This is a genomic window from Methylobacterium sp. (assembly GCF_019745455.1).
Taxonomy (GTDB): domain Bacteria; phylum Pseudomonadota; class Alphaproteobacteria; order Rhizobiales; family Beijerinckiaceae; genus Methylobacterium.
In genome coordinates, this window is sequence record NZ_JAIETD010000184.1 from 1 (window position 1) to 15,359 (window position 15,359).

A 15,359-nucleotide genomic window follows, 5' to 3' on the forward strand; every position below is an offset into this window, starting at 1 on the left:
GGCGGCGCGTGAGACGCCCGCAGCATCACGCGACACGGCATGCCTCGCGCCGCCTCAACTAAAGGTGCCTGATCAATATTTAATTCAATATTAGTATTGAAAATATTTACTCAAGAGATTGGAGCTTTAATTAAACAGCGATGTACAGTTGAAATTTATATGCCTTATCTTATTGAAGGAACTACAGCTTAGATCTTCAGATCTTCAACCGTATCGGCATGATATTGCCTTGGCAGCGGAACGGCAGGCTCCTGGTCGGTCGAAATCGGCTGCGGCAGTCCGATCGCTGGAATGAGGTCAGCCAGACCTGACGCTACGCCTTGCAGGACGCCATCGAAAGCGGAGCCGAACTGCACAGGGACGAGACGAGGAGTGATCATTCGGCATTCTCAACCAGGGTCGGGCAAAAGCGCGACAGTATGAAAGGATACGATTGCTCCATTGGTTCCCGAGCGATCTCCATGACCGTGGTCGTCACCTAGGTTCCGGGAGCCTTGGGCGGCGCGACGACCGGCAGGCCGTCCTGCGCCAGCCAGAGACGGAGGGTTGAGAAAGTCTGACGCGCGCCGGCGACAACCTCCTGATGTGATGCACGGGAGACCTCTTCCGAGAGCTGGTTGAGGAATGCCCGCCACATCGAACCGGTGCGATCACGGCCATAGGCCTGGTAATAGGCGCAGACGTCCTCAGCCCCCGTCCCGGCGAGCGCGGCGCGGAGATGACGGGCGATCACCAATCCCCCGAGGGTCGATCCCTCCAGCACGTAGAGGGCGCCCGTCATCCCGGCCGAGTCGTCCGGAAGCGATGAAGCGTCGATACGCGGAAGCGCCCGGATGGCGTCGGCGAACATTCCGAGGCGGGACAGGTCGCGCTCCAGGAGGTGGAGCTTGCGGCGCCCTGCCAAGCCCGGAAGCGGGGGGCGGGCATCCACCAAAGGCTCGAAGACGGCATGGAAGCCCCACCAGCGGGCCAGCAGCCCGCGATAACCCTCGAGCGTCGCCATCCTGTTCTTCCAATCGAGGTCCCGCTCCAGCGCTTCATGGAGGTCGCGGGTCTCGGCGCGGAGACGGTCGATCAGCCCCGGGACGGTGGAAACCGTCCGGTCGAGCACGGTCGCCTGCAAGCGTTCAGGTCCCGGATCGGTCGCGGCGCATGGCCACGACGTTGTCCTGCCCTCGCGAGGTCCGGAGAAGGGCCTGCGCCTTGCGCGGAAGCTCGCCGTCGCGGAACGGCTTCTGGACGATGCGGTCCTCGCCGACCTCGCCGGCCTGGCGCAGCGCGGCCGTGTCCGCATAGCCGGTCACGAACATCACCGGCAGGGCCGGCCGGCGCCGGTTCGCTTCCCTGGCGACCTCGGCTCCGTTCATGCCGGGCATGGCGAAATCCACCACCATGAGGTCGAACTCGTCGGCCTGAGCCCGGTCGAGGATCTTCAGCGCGGCCATTCCCGATCCGGCCTCGCGGACGAGGTAGCCGGCTTCGCTCAGGATCGACGTCGTGATCTCGCGAACGTCGCTGTCGTCGTCCACTACCAGGACCACTGGCGAGCCGTTCGCTTCTCCGATCAGGGATTCCCCGAGAACGAGAGGCGCGAACTCCGCCTCGACCCCGCCCACCGACCGCGGCAGGAATACCCGGACGGATGTCCCCTCGCCGGGCCGGGTGTCGATGCGGACGCCGCCTCCGGACTGCTTGGCGAAGCCCAGGACCTGGGCGAGCCCCAATCCGGACCCCTTGCCGACCTCCTTGGTCGTGAAGAACGGCTCGAACACCCGGTCGAGCACGTCGTCGGGAATGCCGGTCCCGGTGTCGCTCACCGCCACCATGACGTATTCGCCCTGGGGCGGATCGGTCGGCCGGGTCGGTGCCGGCAGGGTGACGTTGCTCGTCTCGACGCTGAGCGACCCGCCCACTTCCATCGCGTCGCGTGCGTTGATCGCCAGGTTGAGGATGACGAGCTCGATCTGGGTCGGATCGGCCAGGGCCGGCCAGAGGCCGGGCTGCAGGATCGTCTCGATCCGGATCGAGCCGCCGATGGAGCTCTGCAGAAGGTCGCGCATCGAGGCGACCGTGTGGTTGAGGTCGACCGGCTTGGCCTCCAGCCTCTGACGGCGCGAGAAGGCGAGAAGCTGCGCCGTGAGTTTCGCCCCGCGTTCGGCGGCGCCCCTCATCATGTCGAGGCGGCGCTTGGAGCGGTCGTCCGGCACGACTCGTTCCAGGAACGCGATGTTGCCTGCGATGACCGTCAGCAGGTTGTTGAAGTCATGTGCGACGCCGCTCGTGAGCTGACCGACCGCCTCCAGCCTCTGCGCCTGCCGCAGGGCTGCCTCGGCCTTCTCGCGTTCCGAAACCTGGAGCTCCAGCTTCTCCGTCGCCTCGGCGAGTTCGCGGGTACGGGCCTCGACCCTCCGTTCGAGGGTCTCGTTGAGCTCGCGCAAAGCCTGCTCGGCGACCTCCCTTTCGCTATGCGCCCGCGCCTCGGCGAGGGCCCGCACGATCGTCCGCGGCAGGCGGTCGAGGCGCTGCTTGATGACGTAATCGGTCGCCCCGACCTTCATGGCTTCGACGGCGACGTCCTCTCCGAGGGTGCCGGAGACGAAGATGAAGGGGATTCCGGGACAATGCTCGCGCGCGAGGGCGAGGGCGCTGAGACCGTCGAAGCTCGGCAGCACGTAATCGGCCAGGATCAGGTCGTAGCAGCGTGTCCTGACCGCGGCGCGGAAGGCGTCCCGCTCGATGACCCTGTCGACCGCGTGCGGAATGCCGACGCGCTCCAGGGTCGCGAGGACGAGTTCCGCATCGAGATCGCTGTCTTCGAGGAGCAGAATGCGAATGAACGGAGATCCACCACGCGACACCAGTGAGTGGTCCTTCATCCGTTCGACGGCCATTGTCCGCTCCGGGGCGGCGGCTCGTTCAGGACGGCCCAGAACACGCCGAGGTCCTTGATGGCCTCGAAGAACGCCTTGAAGCCGACCGGCTTCACCACGAACGCGTTGACACCGAGGTTGTAGGATCGGACCACGTCGGATTCCTCGCGGGAGGAGGTCAGCATCACGACCGGGATGGCTCGGGTCTGCGGATCGCCCTTGATCCTCTCGAGCACTTCGAGGCCGTCGACTTTCGGCAGCTTGAGGTCGAGGAGCACGACCGCCGGGTCGCGGACGTCGCGGTTCTCATGCTCGCCCCTGCGGTACAGGTAGTCGAGCGCTTCGGCACCATCGCGGCAGATCACGATCTCGTTCGCGAGCTGGCTGTCGGCGAGTGCGGCCAGCGTCAGCTCGATGTCGTTCGGGTTGTCCTCGACGAGGAGGATCGGCTTCAGGTCCGACATCTCAGGTCGCTTCCTTTCTGGTCGGGAGCGTGAAGTGGAAGGCGGCTCCCTTGTCGACCTCGCCCTCGGCCCAGGTCTCGCCACCATGCCGCTCGACGATCCGGCGCACGTTGGCGAGGCCGATGCCGGTGCCCTCGAACTCCTCGACGCGGTGCAGCCGCTGGAACACCCCGAACAGCTTGTCGACATAGGCCATGTCGAACCCGACGCCGTTATCGCGCACGACGAAACCCGCCATGCCGTCCTTCCTAGGATCGCGGCTGATGCCAATGACGGCCTCGGGGCGGTTGCGGGTGTACTTCACGGCGTTCGAGAGCAGGTTCTCGACCACCAGCCGCAGCATGACCGGGTCGCCATAGACCCGTCCCAAGGGGCCGATGTCCCACCGGATCGCACGCCCCTGGGCGGCGTCGCGCACGACCTTGCGGCGAACCTCCTCGACCAGAACGTTCATGTCGCCCTCGACGCGGTTGAGCGAGTTCCGTCCCATCTGAGAAAAGTTGAGCAGGCTGTCGACGAGGTTGCCGGCCGAGAGGGCCGCGTCGATGATGACGTCGACGTAGCGGCGGCCGTTCTCCGACAACCGGTCGCCTTCCCGCCCCTTGAGGAGTTCGGAATAGCCGACGATGTGGCGGAACGGCGCCCTGAGATCGTGACTCACCGAGTACGAGAAGGCTTCGAGCTCCTTGTTCGATCGCTGCAGCTCCTCGCTCATGGAGGCCAGCTCTTCGGCGCGCCGGAGGACGATGCCGATCACGGCGTTGCGCAGGTCGCGCGTGGCATCGACCTCGACAGGCGACCAGGGCAGCGACCGGCCGCGTACCGTCTCCTTCCAGATGTCGAAGGACTTCCGCGGGTGGAGCCGTTCCGGCCCGCCGGCGGGGTCGGCGACGGCCGGTTTGGTCGGATTGCCGCCCCACCCCACGGTCCGGACCACTTCCGGCCTGAACCAGATCACGTAAGTGGCATAGGCTCTGGAAATGGAGATCGCCAGGAGCCCGCTCGCCACGTCCGCGAAGGCCGCGGCGGGCCTGAATGCGGCCCCTAGGGCGTCGGTCGCGTACACGTCCTCGCTGCCCTGCTCGCTCGTCAGCCAGGCCTGAAGCTCGCGTACCTCGGACTCCGACGGCGTCACGCCGACCAGCAGGCACTGCTCGTTCGAGACGATGGCGGCACCGGATGCATCGGCAAGCTCCATCAATTCTGCAGGATGCCTCATGAGCCCATCGATGAAGCGCTCCTCCTCGGCCATGAAACCGAGGAGCCGCGATTGGATCGAGGCGAGACGTACGCGCTGCTGCGCTTCGGATGCGCGCTGGTGGGAGGCGACCTGCAGCGCGAAGACCTGCGTGAGGACATCGCAGGCGTTGCGGGCCTGGAGCGGCACGCGGCGCGGCGCGCGGTTGTGGCAGGAGATCAGCCCCCAGAGCGCGCCATCGACCAGGATCGATACCGACATCGAGGCCATGGTGCCCATGTTGCGCATGTACTCGACATGGACTGGCGATACGCTGCGCAGCACCGACTGGCTGAGATCGAGCGGCTGCCCCTTCGGCGTCAGGGCGGGGACGACCGGGACCGGGACGTAGCCGGCATCCGGGATGATGCGAAGGCGATTGCGGCGGTAGAGTTCACGCGCCTGGGCGGGAATGTCCGAGGCCGGGAAGCGCAGGTCGAGATAGGACGGGAGGATGCCGTTGCCGTCCTCGGCGAGGACCGTTCCGTGCCAATCCTTGTCGAAGCGGTAGACCAGGGCACGGTCGAAGCCCGTGATGTGACGGATGTCGGCGGCAGCGAGGGCGCAGAGTTCCTCGATGGAAGTCGCGGCGTGCAGGCGTTCGACGAAGGCACGCAGCCGCGAATAGAGAACCTCCAGGCCTGCCTCGCCCTCGGTGGAGACCTCCTCCAGTTCGACGACGGCGAGGGCGCCGATGCGGTGGGCCGAGACCTCGTAGGCCTGCCGGCCGTCGCCCGCGGGCAGCACCACGGTGCGAAGGTAGGTGGCGGCACCCGTTTCCTGCATGCCGTCCAGATGCTGGGACAGGACGGAGGCCACATCCGGAAGGCATGAGGTCAACGAAGCCCCAGCGGCGACCCCGCAGGGGGCGTTTGCGCTCACCTGGACAATGGTCAGCGTGGGTATGTCGACGGCGAGGAGGAAGCCATGCGGCTGGATTCTGCCGACGATGTGGATCGCTTCGCGGTCGCAGGCAGTGAGGTCGGGACGTTCGCCTTCGCCGATGACCAAGGTGGGTGTTGCGGCCCCGTTTGCGAGATCGGGCGGACCGTTCTCAACCGTCAAAAACATGATCTCCATCGGCCCGGCACGGGCGCGGACCGTATCGGCCACGCGGTTGAGTGGCAAGGCTGGGGGGCGGCGCGGATCGCGGAACGGATCGACGAACCCGGCCGGCGAGAGCGATATCGTCTCGGGTTGTTGCTCTGGCCGCAAACTTGCCGCTTGGCGGATCTAGGTGCTGCGCCAAATCCCAGCTACCTATGAAGTCTAGGGTTCAGTATTGCCAAGCTCAGCATGCGCGAGCGCATGGCTAACCTATGGCAAGTTTGGCACAGAATACATGCTCGAAATTGCACCGTCCGCGACCTTCAACGTCCTCTCGGGGGGCGGGCAGATGGGTTCGCGCATGCGCGAGCACGACTGGGCCGGCTCGCCGTTGGGGACCCCTGGGACCTGGCCTCAATGCCTGCGCTCGGCCGTGAGCCTGATGCTCGGGTCACGGTTCCCGATGTTCGTGGCTTGGGGACCTGGGCTCGGCTTCCTCTACAACGATGCCTACGCCGAAATACTGGGCGACAAGCACCCGAACGCACTGGGGAGGCCCTTCCACGCGGTCTGGTCCGAGATCTGGACCGAGATCGCGCCCCTGATCGACAAGGCCATGGCGGGCGAGGCGACCTGGGCCGAGAACCTGCCGCTGACGATGAACCGCCACGGCTACGACGAGGCGACCTACTTCACCTTCTCCTACTCGCCGGTCCGGGATGATGCGGGCGAGGTCGGCGGCATGTTCTGCACCTGCACCGAAACGACCGCCAAGGTGCAGGCGGAGGAGGCTCTGCGGGCGAGCGAGGCGCGCGCCTCCGGTGTGCTCGAGGGCATGGGCGAGGGATTCATGCTCCTCGATCGCGAGTTTCGCATCCTGCAGATGAATGCCGAGGGCCTGCGGCTGGAGGATCGGCCTGCGAACGAGATCGTCGGCCACTCGCACTGGCAGGTCTATCCAGGGTCGGAGCAGATGCCGGTCGGCCAGATGTATCTGAAAGCCATGTCCGAGCGGGTTTCGCGCACGCTCGAGCATCGCTACGTCTGGCCGAGCGGCAACGCCATCTGGGTCGAGGTGCGTGCCTATCCGCATCCCGACGGCCTCGCCCTGTTCTACCGCGACGTCACCGAGCGGCGGGAACGCGAGGACGCTCTGCGCGAGGCCGAGGCGCGCCTGCGGGCACTCGCCGACAACCTGCCCGGGGGCATGGTCTACCAGATCACCACTGCGCGCGATGGTTCCAACCGACGGTTCCAGTACGTCTCCCAGGGCTTCGCGCGCATGACCGGCCTGCCGGCCGAGGCCGTGCTCGACGATCCTGGCGTCGCCTACGGTCTGATCCAGCCCGAATACCGCGAGCGCATGGCCCTGGCCGAGCAGGCCGCCATTCGCGACCTCACGCCGTTCGACTATGAGGCGCCGTTTCGGCGCGCCGACGGCGAGGTCCGCTGGAGCCGCATCATCTCGGCGCCCCGCGTCCTTGCGGACGGTTCGCTCGCCTGGGACGGCATCCAGCTCGACGACACGGCGCGCAAGCAGGCCGAAGAACGGCTGCGAGAGAGCGAGGCCAAGTTTCAGGCCATCGCCAACTCCATCGACCAGATGGTGTGGTCGAACCGCGCCGACGGCTATCACGACTACTACAATCAGCGCTGGTACGATTTCACCGGCGTTCCGCAGAGCTCGACCGACGGCGAGGAGTGGGAGGACATCGTCCACCCGGACGACCGCGAGCGCACCAGGAGGCTGTGGCGGGACAGCTTGGCGAGCGGCGAGCCCTATCAGATCGAGTACCGGCTACGGCACCGGTCCGGGCAGTACCGGTGGACCCTCGGCCGCGCCCTGCCGGTGCGGAGCGCGGAAGGTGATATCACCCGGTGGTTCGGCACCTGTACCGACATCACCGATATCGTCGAGGCCCGCGAGGTGCTGGCGCGCTCGCAGGAGGAACTCGGAAGGCTCGTGACCGAGCGCACGGCCGACCGGGACCGCATGTGGCGCCTCTCGACCGACATCATGCTGGTGGCGCGCTACGATGCGACGATCGAGGCGGTCAACCCGGCCTGGACGACCCTGCTCGGCTGGAGCGAGCGCGATCTCATCGGACGGGCGTTCCTCGACCTCGTCCATCCGGACGACATGGCGTCGACCCTGGCCGAGATCGGCCGGCTCGAAGCGGGCCTGACGACCCTGCGTTTCGAGAACCGTTATCGGGCAAAGGACGAGGAATACCGCTGGCTGTCTTGGACGGCGGTTCCGGACGAGGACCTCATTCACGCGGTGGGCCGCGACATCACCGCCGAGAAGGACGCCGCACAGCTCCTCGCCGAGACCGAGGAGGCGCTGCGCCAGGCCCAGAAGATGGAGGCGGTGGGTCAGCTGACCGGCGGGATCGCGCACGACTTCAACAACCTGCTCACCGGCATCGTCGGCTCCCTCGACTTGATGCAGACCCGCATCGCTCAGGGCCGGACCGACACGATCGACAAATATGCGACGGCGGCCATGTCCTCGGCCAAACGCGCGGCGGCCCTGACGCACCGCCTGCTGGCCTTCGCGCGCCGGCAGCCCCTCGACCCGAAGCCCGTGAATGCCAACGCGCTCGTGACGTCGCTGGAGGACCTGCTGCGCCGGACCATCGGCGAGGCGATCGGCCTGGAGATCGTCACCTCCGGCGGTCTCTGGCCGACCTTGTGCGATCCACATCAGCTGGAGAGCGCGATCCTGAACCTGGCGATCAACGCGCGCGACGCGATGCCGGACGGGGGAAGGCTCACGATCGAGACCTGCAACACACATCTCGACCGCGCCTACGCCAAGCTCCATCCGGGCGTCACCTCGGGCCAGTACGTCTGCATCTGCGTGACCGATACCGGAACCGGCATGCCGCCGGACGTGATCGCGCGCGCCTTCGACCCTTTCTTCACCACCAAGCCCATCGGCCAGGGCACGGGCCTCGGCTTGTCGATGATCTACGGCTTTGCCCATCAGTCGGACGGGCATGCCAAGATCTACTCGGAGGTCGGCAAGGGCACGACGGTGAAGATCTACCTGCCACGCCATCGCGGGGAGCTGGCTCCGCTCGACGAGGCGGTGCCGGGCCTGACGGAGGCGCATCGGGCCGCGACCGGTGAGACCGTGCTGGTGGTCGAGGACGAGCCCGTGGTGCGCGACCTCATCGTCGAGGTGCTGCATGACCTCGGCTACCATGCCCTCGAGGCGCATGACGGACCGGCGGGCCTCGCGATCCTTCAATCCCGCGAGCGGATCGACCTGCTCGTGACCGATGTCGGCCTGCCGGGCCTGAACGGACGCCAGCTCGCCGACCATGCACGCCAGACCCGATCCGGCCTGAAGGTGCTCTTCATCACCGGCTATGCGGAGAACGCGATGTTCGGCAATGGCCATCTCGACCCGGGCATGCAGATGATCACCAAGCCCTTTCCCGTCGAGACGCTCGCGACCCGTATCCGCGAGATGATCGAGAACTGAATGCCACGCCGGACGCCTCAGCCATGGACAAGCTCGCCTATTACCTCGTCACCCTGGTCGAGTCGGTCTTGGCGATCTTCGGTGTGCGGGCGCTCTACGACCAGCCCCGCTATGCGATCATCGAACGCCTCGACCGAGGGATAGAGATCCGGGCCTACGAGGCGCGCCTGGCCGTCGAGACCGATGCGCGCGGCCAGGGCGACGGCGAGGCGTTCGGGCGGCTGTTTCGCTACATCACGGGCGCGAACCGGACCAGCGACCGCATCGCCATGACCGCACCGGTTGAGTCGGGCGGCCGGCGCATCGCGATGACGGTTCCGGTGGAGCAAGCTGCGGGCGGGACGATGCGCTTCTTCCTGCCGCGCGACGTTGCCGAGGCCGGGGCGCCCGAGCCGACCGAGCCGGGCGTCCGCCTAGTCCGCGTCCCGGCCGAGCAGATCGCGGCGCTTCGCTTCTCCGGCAGGGCCACGCCTGAATTTCGGGCCGAACAGGAACGCATATTAGCCGAAGTGCTGGCGGCGGTTGGCCGCAGTACCACCGGCTCGCAGGTGTTCATGGGGTACGATCCACCCTTCGCGATCCCCTTCCTTCGCAGGAATGAGGTGGCTGTCCGGCTGGTCGAACTGTGACGGGTCGCAACCCAGTTCGTTGCAAGGACGTGAAACCACGCTTCTTCTCCCGAGCTCCAGGCCTAATCCGATGAAAAATCAGCTTAGGGCTTCTGTCGACGACTGCCTCTTCTTTGCAGGCGAGGCGACATCGCCCGATGCATTCACGACGGCGCGCGGTCCTTACCAGTCCGGCATATCCGCTGAGGATCAGGTTCTCGCCAGCCTGAGCTGACATCCAAAACCATCCTGCTTGGTCGGCAGCCTCATCGCGCGCTCGTCAAGGGCCGCCAGCGAGTGCGCCCGCAATCACCATGACCAGCTCGTCCAGAGCGATCCGCCCGTTGATGACGACATATCCAGGGTCGCTGGCGTCGACCTTCGCTGGCGGATCACCAACTTCCGATTGCCGCAACAGCTCGGCGACGATCGCTTCGCGAATGGTATTTTGCAGATCCATCAGATCGCCTCATGAATGATCATTGGTGTCTGTTCGTGTACTGATGGCAAACCTAATCTGATGGTCGGCGTAGGCAGAGCTCTCGGCCGCGCAAGCAATTTGCCCTGCTTGTCAGCTCAGCAGCTATCCCGACGCCATGAACAATGATCCGCCCTGCCCTGTTGTTCACTCGCATGGCGAGTTTGAAGCAGAGGGATCGGCTGACATGCCAGACAAGCAGAGCGATGAACGTGGTCTAGCCGGCGGTAACGCCGGCCGCGGTGCTGCCCGCAGCGAGGGAGCCGACGAGCTCAAGATGCCGGTCGATGGCGGCAGCGGTCAGCTCGGCGGCGGTGCTTTGGGTGGGCTGGGAGGCAACGCTCCCGGAACCGCCGGCGGCGGCATGGGCGGTCTCGGCGGTTCGGCCGGCAGCGGCGTGGATGGATTGCCTGGAGGCGCCGCGGGGCCGGCGGGAGGCGGCATGGGCCAGCGCGAGAACCAGGTAGGCGGCGGCACCGGCTATCTGGGCACTGATCTTGGCGTCGATCAAGGCGGCGTTGCGGGAGGGGCCACGGGCGACGTCGGCGGCGGACTTGGCAGCGCCGGGGACCTCGGCGGTGATCTCGGGCGTGACGATTCGGTCTGAGCTTGCGATGGAAGGCGGCGACAGTCTCGATGCGCGGGCTCTCGAGAGCGACCTCGGCTTTCGCGCCCTGCGCTGTCCGGCGGCACGACCGCCCCACGAGACCAACTGCATATGGCCCTAAGGAGTCGCACGCCGATTTGGTTAGGGCCCGACCGAAGCGGCAAGCCGTGTTATGCTGACCTTTAGACTGGTCTTGCGACGGACGGCGAAGAGATGGTCGACTAAGGCAACGCGGCCAGCGCTCCCAGTCCTCCAACTGCTCCGCTACGGGAAGACGACCGACCTGCCCAGACCTTGCAGATCGTATCCGCCTTCGCGCAGCGACACGATCCGCCCCTCGCAGCAGCGATCGGGGACCTCCGTGACCCTTCCGGTCGCCCAGGCGAAAACCTTGGTCTTGAGCATCAGGTTGTCGAGTGGATCGCGCCGACGTGCGTCGAAGTCGGCGGAGGTCAGGATCAGGTCAGGTCGGAGATCCTCGAGCCGCGTCCGGATCCGGCTCCCGACGCGTCCTTAAATGCCTCTCCGTCCCTGAAAGGCTTCAACGGCGGGTTGACGATCGTCCTCCCATGCTCGCCTTCCTCGGAGACCGCTCCACGGCCGGGATATCGGACTCGACGACGTCCATATGCTCACGGACAACGAGACTGGACGGCGTGCCAAGGGCAGCTCGACGAGCGGCTCCATCAGGCCTTGAATTCTTGCTGGCGTGCCTGACGCTCTTCCTGGCGGCGACCGAGCCAGAGGCTGTTCAGGAGCCACGCGATCGATAGAGGAATGGCGGTGACGGCGACCGCCGTCGAGCCGAGCCCCAATGCTGCGATCCCCGTGAAGGACCACGCTCCGAGCTGGTCGCCGGTGCGATAGACGACCGTGTCGATGAAGCTCTTGGCCTTGTAGCGATCCTCGCGCGGCACGACGGTGAACAGGACCTCGCGGATCGGCCGGGCGACGGCGAAGTTGCCGGCGCGGCGCAGAACCTGGAACGCCACGATGGCGGTGATCGTCGGCGACACCGCGAGGGCCGCGAAGCCGAGGATGCTCGCCGCCGGCAAGAGGGCGAGCGCCGGTCCGACGCCGATCCTCCTGACGATCCGGCCGGTCAGAAAGAACTGAATTCCGAGCGTCAGCAGATTCACCAGCAGGTCGACGCTGGCGAAGAACGCGGTCTGGGCGCCGCGATCGGGAAAGCTGCGCTTGGCGATGCCGGCCTGCTCGAAATACAGGAAGGTCGACGTCACCGAGAACAGCAGCAGGAACAGGCTGATATTCAGGAGGTAGGGCGAACGGAAGGTGCGGGTGATGCCGGCGAACGCACTTCCTCCGATGGCCTCGGAAGGCCGCGCCTCGCCGGTAACCGGAGTTTCGTGCAGCCTTTCGGACAGGCGCGCGAGCCCGCGCATGCTGAATACCGCCACCTCGAGCAGCACGGCCGCGCCGACGAGGAGTGCCCAGGTCGGCACATCCCGGGCCAGGATGGCCGTCGTGGCCGAGCCCGCGATGGCGCCGAGGGTCGCTCCGGCCGCGATGAAGCCGAACAAGCGCTTGCCCTGCTCGGTGGAGAACACGTCGACGATGGTGGCCCAGAAGACCGAGACGACGAACAGGTTGAAGACCGACAGCCAGACGAAGAAGGCCCGCCCGATCCAGATCTCGCTCTCGGGTGCCGCGAGATAGAGAGCCCCGGCGAACAGCAGGATGTTGGCGGCGAAGAACCGGTAGGTGAGCGGTACGAAGCGGGCCCGCGGCAGGGTCTTGACCAACCAGGCGAACGGCACGTTCAGGACAAGCATGCCGACGAGCGTACCGGTGAAGAGCCAGGGCAGGTTCTCGATGCCGCCGGCCACACCCATCTGGTCGCGGATCGGGCGCAGGACGTAATAGGCGGCCAGGATCGAGAAGATATAGGCCCAGGACCACGCCAGGGCCGGCGCTTCCCCTGGTCGGACATCGACGAGACGAGCAAGCCAGGAGGACGCGCCTTGGCGCGGATCGGTGTCGGGGCGCGGAACGCCGAGGCCGGATCCCCGGCTCAACGCGCCCCACCGAGGCGCGCGCCGAGCTCCGGAGCGGTGAGTTCCAGACCAAAGCCGGGAGACCCCATGGCAAAGCTATCCGCCTTCGCCAGAGGCCCGACAGTGACCGGATCGAAGCCGGCATCTCGGACGAGCTTGGCGACCGCGTCCAGAGCCTGCGGGTCGTCGCCGGCGATCGGTATGGCCATGCGGCCGCCCTCGCGGTGGGCGTTCTTGGCGAAGAGCTTGTAGTTCGCCGCGTTGAAGGCGCGCACGACGCGTGCGGTCCCGAGATACTTGGCCGAGACCGACGCGATCCCGCCCGCCTGCACCTCCGCGTAGACGTCGCCGTCTCGGGCCTGGGTCGCATTCCCGGCATCGATGACGATCTTGCCCTTCCAGGCGCCGGCATAGTCCTGCGCCAATTGGGGGTAGGCCTTGTAGGGGACGGCGATGAGGACGACGTCGCCGAACGCGATGGCCTCGGCCGGCGTCCCGGCACGGGCTTTCGGGCCGAGGCTGTCCACGAGGCCTTTCAGTTCCTCGGGATGACGGGAGGAGAGCATCACCTCATGCCCGGCCCGGGTCCAGAGACCGCCGATGGTGCTGCCGATGTTGCCGGCACCGATGATGCCGATCCGTTCCGGCTTCGCCACCGTCTGAGCCTTGGCGGGCATGGCCGAGACGAGGGCGGCTGAGGCTGCCGCCGCGAGGATCGAGCGGCGGGATAGGAGGTCAGAGCGCATCGACGAAGGCCTCCATTCGAGCGCGCTGGGCGGCGTCGGGCATGCGCCCGCGCGCGGCTCCGAGGTTGTCCTCGACATAGGCGGCCTTGGCCATGCCGGGGATCGGACAGGTGACGGCCTCGTTTGCCAGGACGTATTTGAGGAGGAACTGGGGCCAGCTCGCGCAGTCGAACTCCGCCGCCCAAGGCGGTAGCTCGCGTCCCTGCACCGCTTTCAGCAGCTGACCGCGTCCGAATGGCACGTTCACCATCACGGCCATGCCGCGCTCGGCGGCGAGCGGCAGGATTCGCTGAGCGGCGAGGCGGTCGTCCAGCGCGTAATTCACCTGGATGAAATCGAGAGCCTCGCGCCGCATGAGGGGTTCGAGATCGGCGAATTGGCTGTCCCGCCAGACCGTCACGCCGAGGTAGCGGATCTTCTTCTGCGCCTTCAGCTCGCGCAAGGTCGCGAGATTCGCTGCCGGGTCGACGAGGTTGTGTACGGCGACGAGGTCGATCATCGCGGTGTTCATGCGCTTGAAGGACCGCGCGATCTCCGCCGCGCCGCCCTCGCGCCCAGGTGTCCCGACCTTGCTGCACAGGAACACCTTCTCGCGCAGTCCGTCCTGCCCGAGGATGAGACCGAGGACATCCTCGGCCGTGCCGTAGCTCGGGGCCGTGTCGATGACCGTTCCGCCGAGCGCGACGAACCGCTGCACGGCCTCCCGAAGGGGCGCGACCTTCTCGGGCGTGGGCTCGACCTCGTAGCGCCGCGACGTTCCGATCCCGATCACCGGAAGGGTCTCGCCCGATGACGGGATCCGGCGCCGGAGTAGACTGGTCGGTTCCGCCAGGGCGGGAGAGGCGCCTTGCCCGAGAACCGACATTGAGAGGGGAAGAAGGCCGGTGCCGGTTATGAAGGTTCGTCGCGACGGGTGCATAGGGATACAGGCTCCAGCGAAGACGGACGTCTGCTCAATCTAGGACTCGACCTCGCCGTCGACATGATCGAACGCCTCGGCGCTGGGATGAGGGCGCCACTCCTCATCTCTCCAGAAACGGTCTGAAGTTCTCCAGCCAGCCCCGTAGCCACACCTCGAAGCCCTGCTTTGCGCCGGCCTCGCTTTGCGCGTGCCCCCAAGCGTCCTCTGCGAGGGGACTCGACCACGTCCAGAGGCGGTTCGACCCGTCGAACTCGACGGCTCCGACTTCGACAGGACCGACATGGCCGACGAAGCGCCGAAGGGGGACGCCGGCGACGCTCGCCTGTGTCCAGGTGATCGAGCGTTCTGACATGTGACCCAAACAATCGAAGAGGGAGCCCGTTCACCCGTCCCCGATGAAACCTCTCGGTTCAGGAAATCCGCACGCGCCGTCCTTGCTTCGCTGCCGACCTCAACGGTCTTTTCAGGTCGCGATCCGCGCTGCCCATCGGCTCGATCATGCCGCCGGGCGACGATCGGAGCACGCCTCATTGAAAATTACCTCTCGCGGCCCGATCTCAGAACAAGACCGATTGCGGCATCGTCGCTTGATCGGATGCGGCCACGATGCCGGGACCAGGGTGACGCCGGATGTACGCGCACCTCGACCCGGTCTGCGTGGCCGTTGGCTTGTCAGGGCTTAGCGCGATGCCGCATGCAGCATCGGCGACACATCGAAGCCTTTCGCCCCAACAGGGCCGTACCTCCCTTGAAGCGTCCCGACTTCCGTTCGCGGGTCACCCTGCTTCCGCCCAGGCTTTCGCGCCGGCCTTCACGGCCTCGTGCGCATGTTCGGGGACGGACCGCTGAAACGACGTGACCGGGCTGGTCAG

At 66.4% G+C, this 15,359-nt stretch carries 14 protein-coding genes; 3 read left to right on the top strand and 11 right to left on the bottom strand.

Features of this window, described 5'->3' with window-relative positions; all coding sequences use genetic code 11:
• Positions 1-188 precede the first annotated feature (188 nt).
• The 5 genes from K2Y56_RS26350 to K2Y56_RS26370 all read right to left on the bottom strand — a co-directional run bounded on the left by K2Y56_RS26350 (position 189) and on the right by K2Y56_RS26370 (position 5,786).
• A complete protein-coding gene (locus K2Y56_RS26350) occupies positions 189-380 on the bottom strand; it encodes a hypothetical protein (protein ID WP_292515133.1) in 192 nt (63 codons plus the stop codon).
• Positions 381-478: 98 nt separating this feature from the next.
• Positions 479-1,123, bottom strand: coding sequence for a biliverdin-producing heme oxygenase (locus K2Y56_RS26355; protein ID WP_292515136.1), 645 nt, complete (start codon positions 1,121-1,123; stop codon positions 479-481).
• Positions 1,124-1,127: 4 nt separating this feature from the next.
• The gene (locus tag K2Y56_RS26360; protein ID WP_292515139.1) at positions 1,128-2,891 is read right to left on the bottom strand and encodes a hybrid sensor histidine kinase/response regulator; all 1,764 of its coding nucleotides are present in this window, start codon (positions 2,889-2,891) and stop codon (positions 1,128-1,130) included.
• A complete protein-coding gene (locus tag K2Y56_RS26365; protein WP_292515142.1) occupies positions 2,873-3,334 on the bottom strand; it encodes a response regulator in 462 nt (153 codons plus the stop codon). The genes K2Y56_RS26360 and K2Y56_RS26365 overlap by 19 nt, the downstream gene beginning before the upstream one ends.
• 1 nt (position 3,335) lies before the next feature.
• The gene (locus K2Y56_RS26370) at positions 3,336-5,786 is read right to left on the bottom strand and encodes an ATP-binding protein (RefSeq protein ID WP_292515145.1); all 2,451 of its coding nucleotides are present in this window, start codon (positions 5,784-5,786) and stop codon (positions 3,336-3,338) included.
• A gap of 127 nt (positions 5,787-5,913) precedes the next feature.
• On the opposite strand from K2Y56_RS26370, the gene K2Y56_RS26375 reads away from it, so the two are divergent.
• Both K2Y56_RS26375 and K2Y56_RS26380 read left to right on the top strand, forming a co-directional pair.
• Positions 5,914-9,111, top strand: coding sequence for a PAS domain-containing sensor histidine kinase (locus tag K2Y56_RS26375; RefSeq protein WP_292515148.1), 3,198 nt, complete (start codon positions 5,914-5,916; stop codon positions 9,109-9,111).
• Between the two features lie 23 nt (positions 9,112-9,134).
• Positions 9,135-9,740 carry a heme-binding protein gene (locus K2Y56_RS26380; protein ID WP_292515151.1) on the top strand — a complete coding sequence of 202 codons (606 nt, stop codon included), beginning with the start codon at positions 9,135-9,137 and terminating at the stop codon, positions 9,738-9,740.
• Between the two features lie 259 nt (positions 9,741-9,999).
• Here the strand turns inward: K2Y56_RS26380 and K2Y56_RS26385 are convergent, their stop codons facing one another.
• Entirely contained in the window at positions 10,000-10,179 is a 180-nt protein-coding gene (locus K2Y56_RS26385; protein WP_292515153.1) for a hypothetical protein, read from the bottom strand.
• A 205-nt stretch (positions 10,180-10,384) separates the two neighbouring features.
• Between K2Y56_RS26385 and K2Y56_RS26390 the strand changes: the two genes are divergently transcribed.
• Complete coding sequence (locus K2Y56_RS26390) at positions 10,385-10,804, top strand: hypothetical protein (RefSeq protein WP_292515156.1); 420 nt, start codon at positions 10,385-10,387, stop codon at positions 10,802-10,804.
• A 264-nt stretch (positions 10,805-11,068) separates the two neighbouring features.
• Here K2Y56_RS26390 and K2Y56_RS26395 read toward each other — a convergent pair whose 3' ends face one another.
• The 5 genes from K2Y56_RS26395 to K2Y56_RS26415 form a co-directional block, all read right to left on the bottom strand.
• Positions 11,069-11,299, bottom strand: a complete 231-nt coding sequence (locus tag K2Y56_RS26395) for a hypothetical protein (RefSeq protein WP_366849574.1) — start codon at positions 11,297-11,299, stop codon at positions 11,069-11,071.
• Positions 11,300-11,490: 191 nt separating this feature from the next.
• On the bottom strand, positions 11,491-12,840 hold the full coding sequence (locus tag K2Y56_RS26400; protein WP_292515159.1) for an MFS transporter: 1,350 nt from the start codon (positions 12,838-12,840) through the stop codon (positions 11,491-11,493).
• A complete protein-coding gene (locus K2Y56_RS26405) occupies positions 12,837-13,565 on the bottom strand; it encodes an NAD(P)-binding domain-containing protein (protein ID WP_292515162.1) in 729 nt (242 codons plus the stop codon). The genes K2Y56_RS26400 and K2Y56_RS26405 overlap by 4 nt, the downstream gene beginning before the upstream one ends.
• A complete protein-coding gene (locus K2Y56_RS26410) occupies positions 13,555-14,430 on the bottom strand; it encodes an aldo/keto reductase (RefSeq protein WP_292515171.1) in 876 nt (291 codons plus the stop codon). Before K2Y56_RS26410 ends, K2Y56_RS26405 begins: the two co-directional genes overlap by 11 nt.
• A 157-nt stretch (positions 14,431-14,587) precedes the next feature.
• Positions 14,588-14,839: a hypothetical protein gene (locus K2Y56_RS26415; protein ID WP_292515165.1), complete on the bottom strand. Its 252-nt coding sequence runs from the start codon at positions 14,837-14,839 to the stop codon at positions 14,588-14,590.
• Positions 14,840-15,359 lie beyond the last annotated feature (520 nt).

What these genes read in the sequence shown, in the direction of transcription:
- K2Y56_RS26350 (WP_292515133.1), bottom strand. Translation starts at nt 380, where the DNA reads ATGATCACTCCTCGTCTCGTCCCTGTGCAGTTCGGCTCCGCTTTCGAT.
- K2Y56_RS26360 (WP_292515139.1), bottom strand. Translation starts at nt 2,891, where the DNA reads ATGGCCGTCGAACGGATGAAGGACCACTCACTGGTGTCGCGTGGTGGA.
- K2Y56_RS26365 (WP_292515142.1), bottom strand. Translation starts at nt 3,334, where the DNA reads ATGTCGGACCTGAAGCCGATCCTCCTCGTCGAGGACAACCCGAACGAC.
- K2Y56_RS26375 (WP_292515148.1), top strand. Translation starts at nt 5,914, where the DNA reads ATGCTCGAAATTGCACCGTCCGCGACCTTCAACGTCCTCTCGGGGGGC.
- K2Y56_RS26380 (WP_292515151.1), top strand. Translation starts at nt 9,135, where the DNA reads ATGGACAAGCTCGCCTATTACCTCGTCACCCTGGTCGAGTCGGTCTTG.
- K2Y56_RS26385 (WP_292515153.1), bottom strand. Translation starts at nt 10,179, where the DNA reads ATGGATCTGCAAAATACCATTCGCGAAGCGATCGTCGCCGAGCTGTTG.
- K2Y56_RS26390 (WP_292515156.1), top strand. Translation starts at nt 10,385, where the DNA reads ATGCCAGACAAGCAGAGCGATGAACGTGGTCTAGCCGGCGGTAACGCC.
- K2Y56_RS26405 (WP_292515162.1), bottom strand. Translation starts at nt 13,565, where the DNA reads ATGCGCTCTGACCTCCTATCCCGCCGCTCGATCCTCGCGGCGGCAGCC.
- K2Y56_RS26410 (WP_292515171.1), bottom strand. Translation starts at nt 14,430, where the DNA reads ATGTCGGTTCTCGGGCAAGGCGCCTCTCCCGCCCTGGCGGAACCGACC.
- K2Y56_RS26415 (WP_292515165.1), bottom strand. Translation starts at nt 14,839, where the DNA reads ATGTCAGAACGCTCGATCACCTGGACACAGGCGAGCGTCGCCGGCGTC.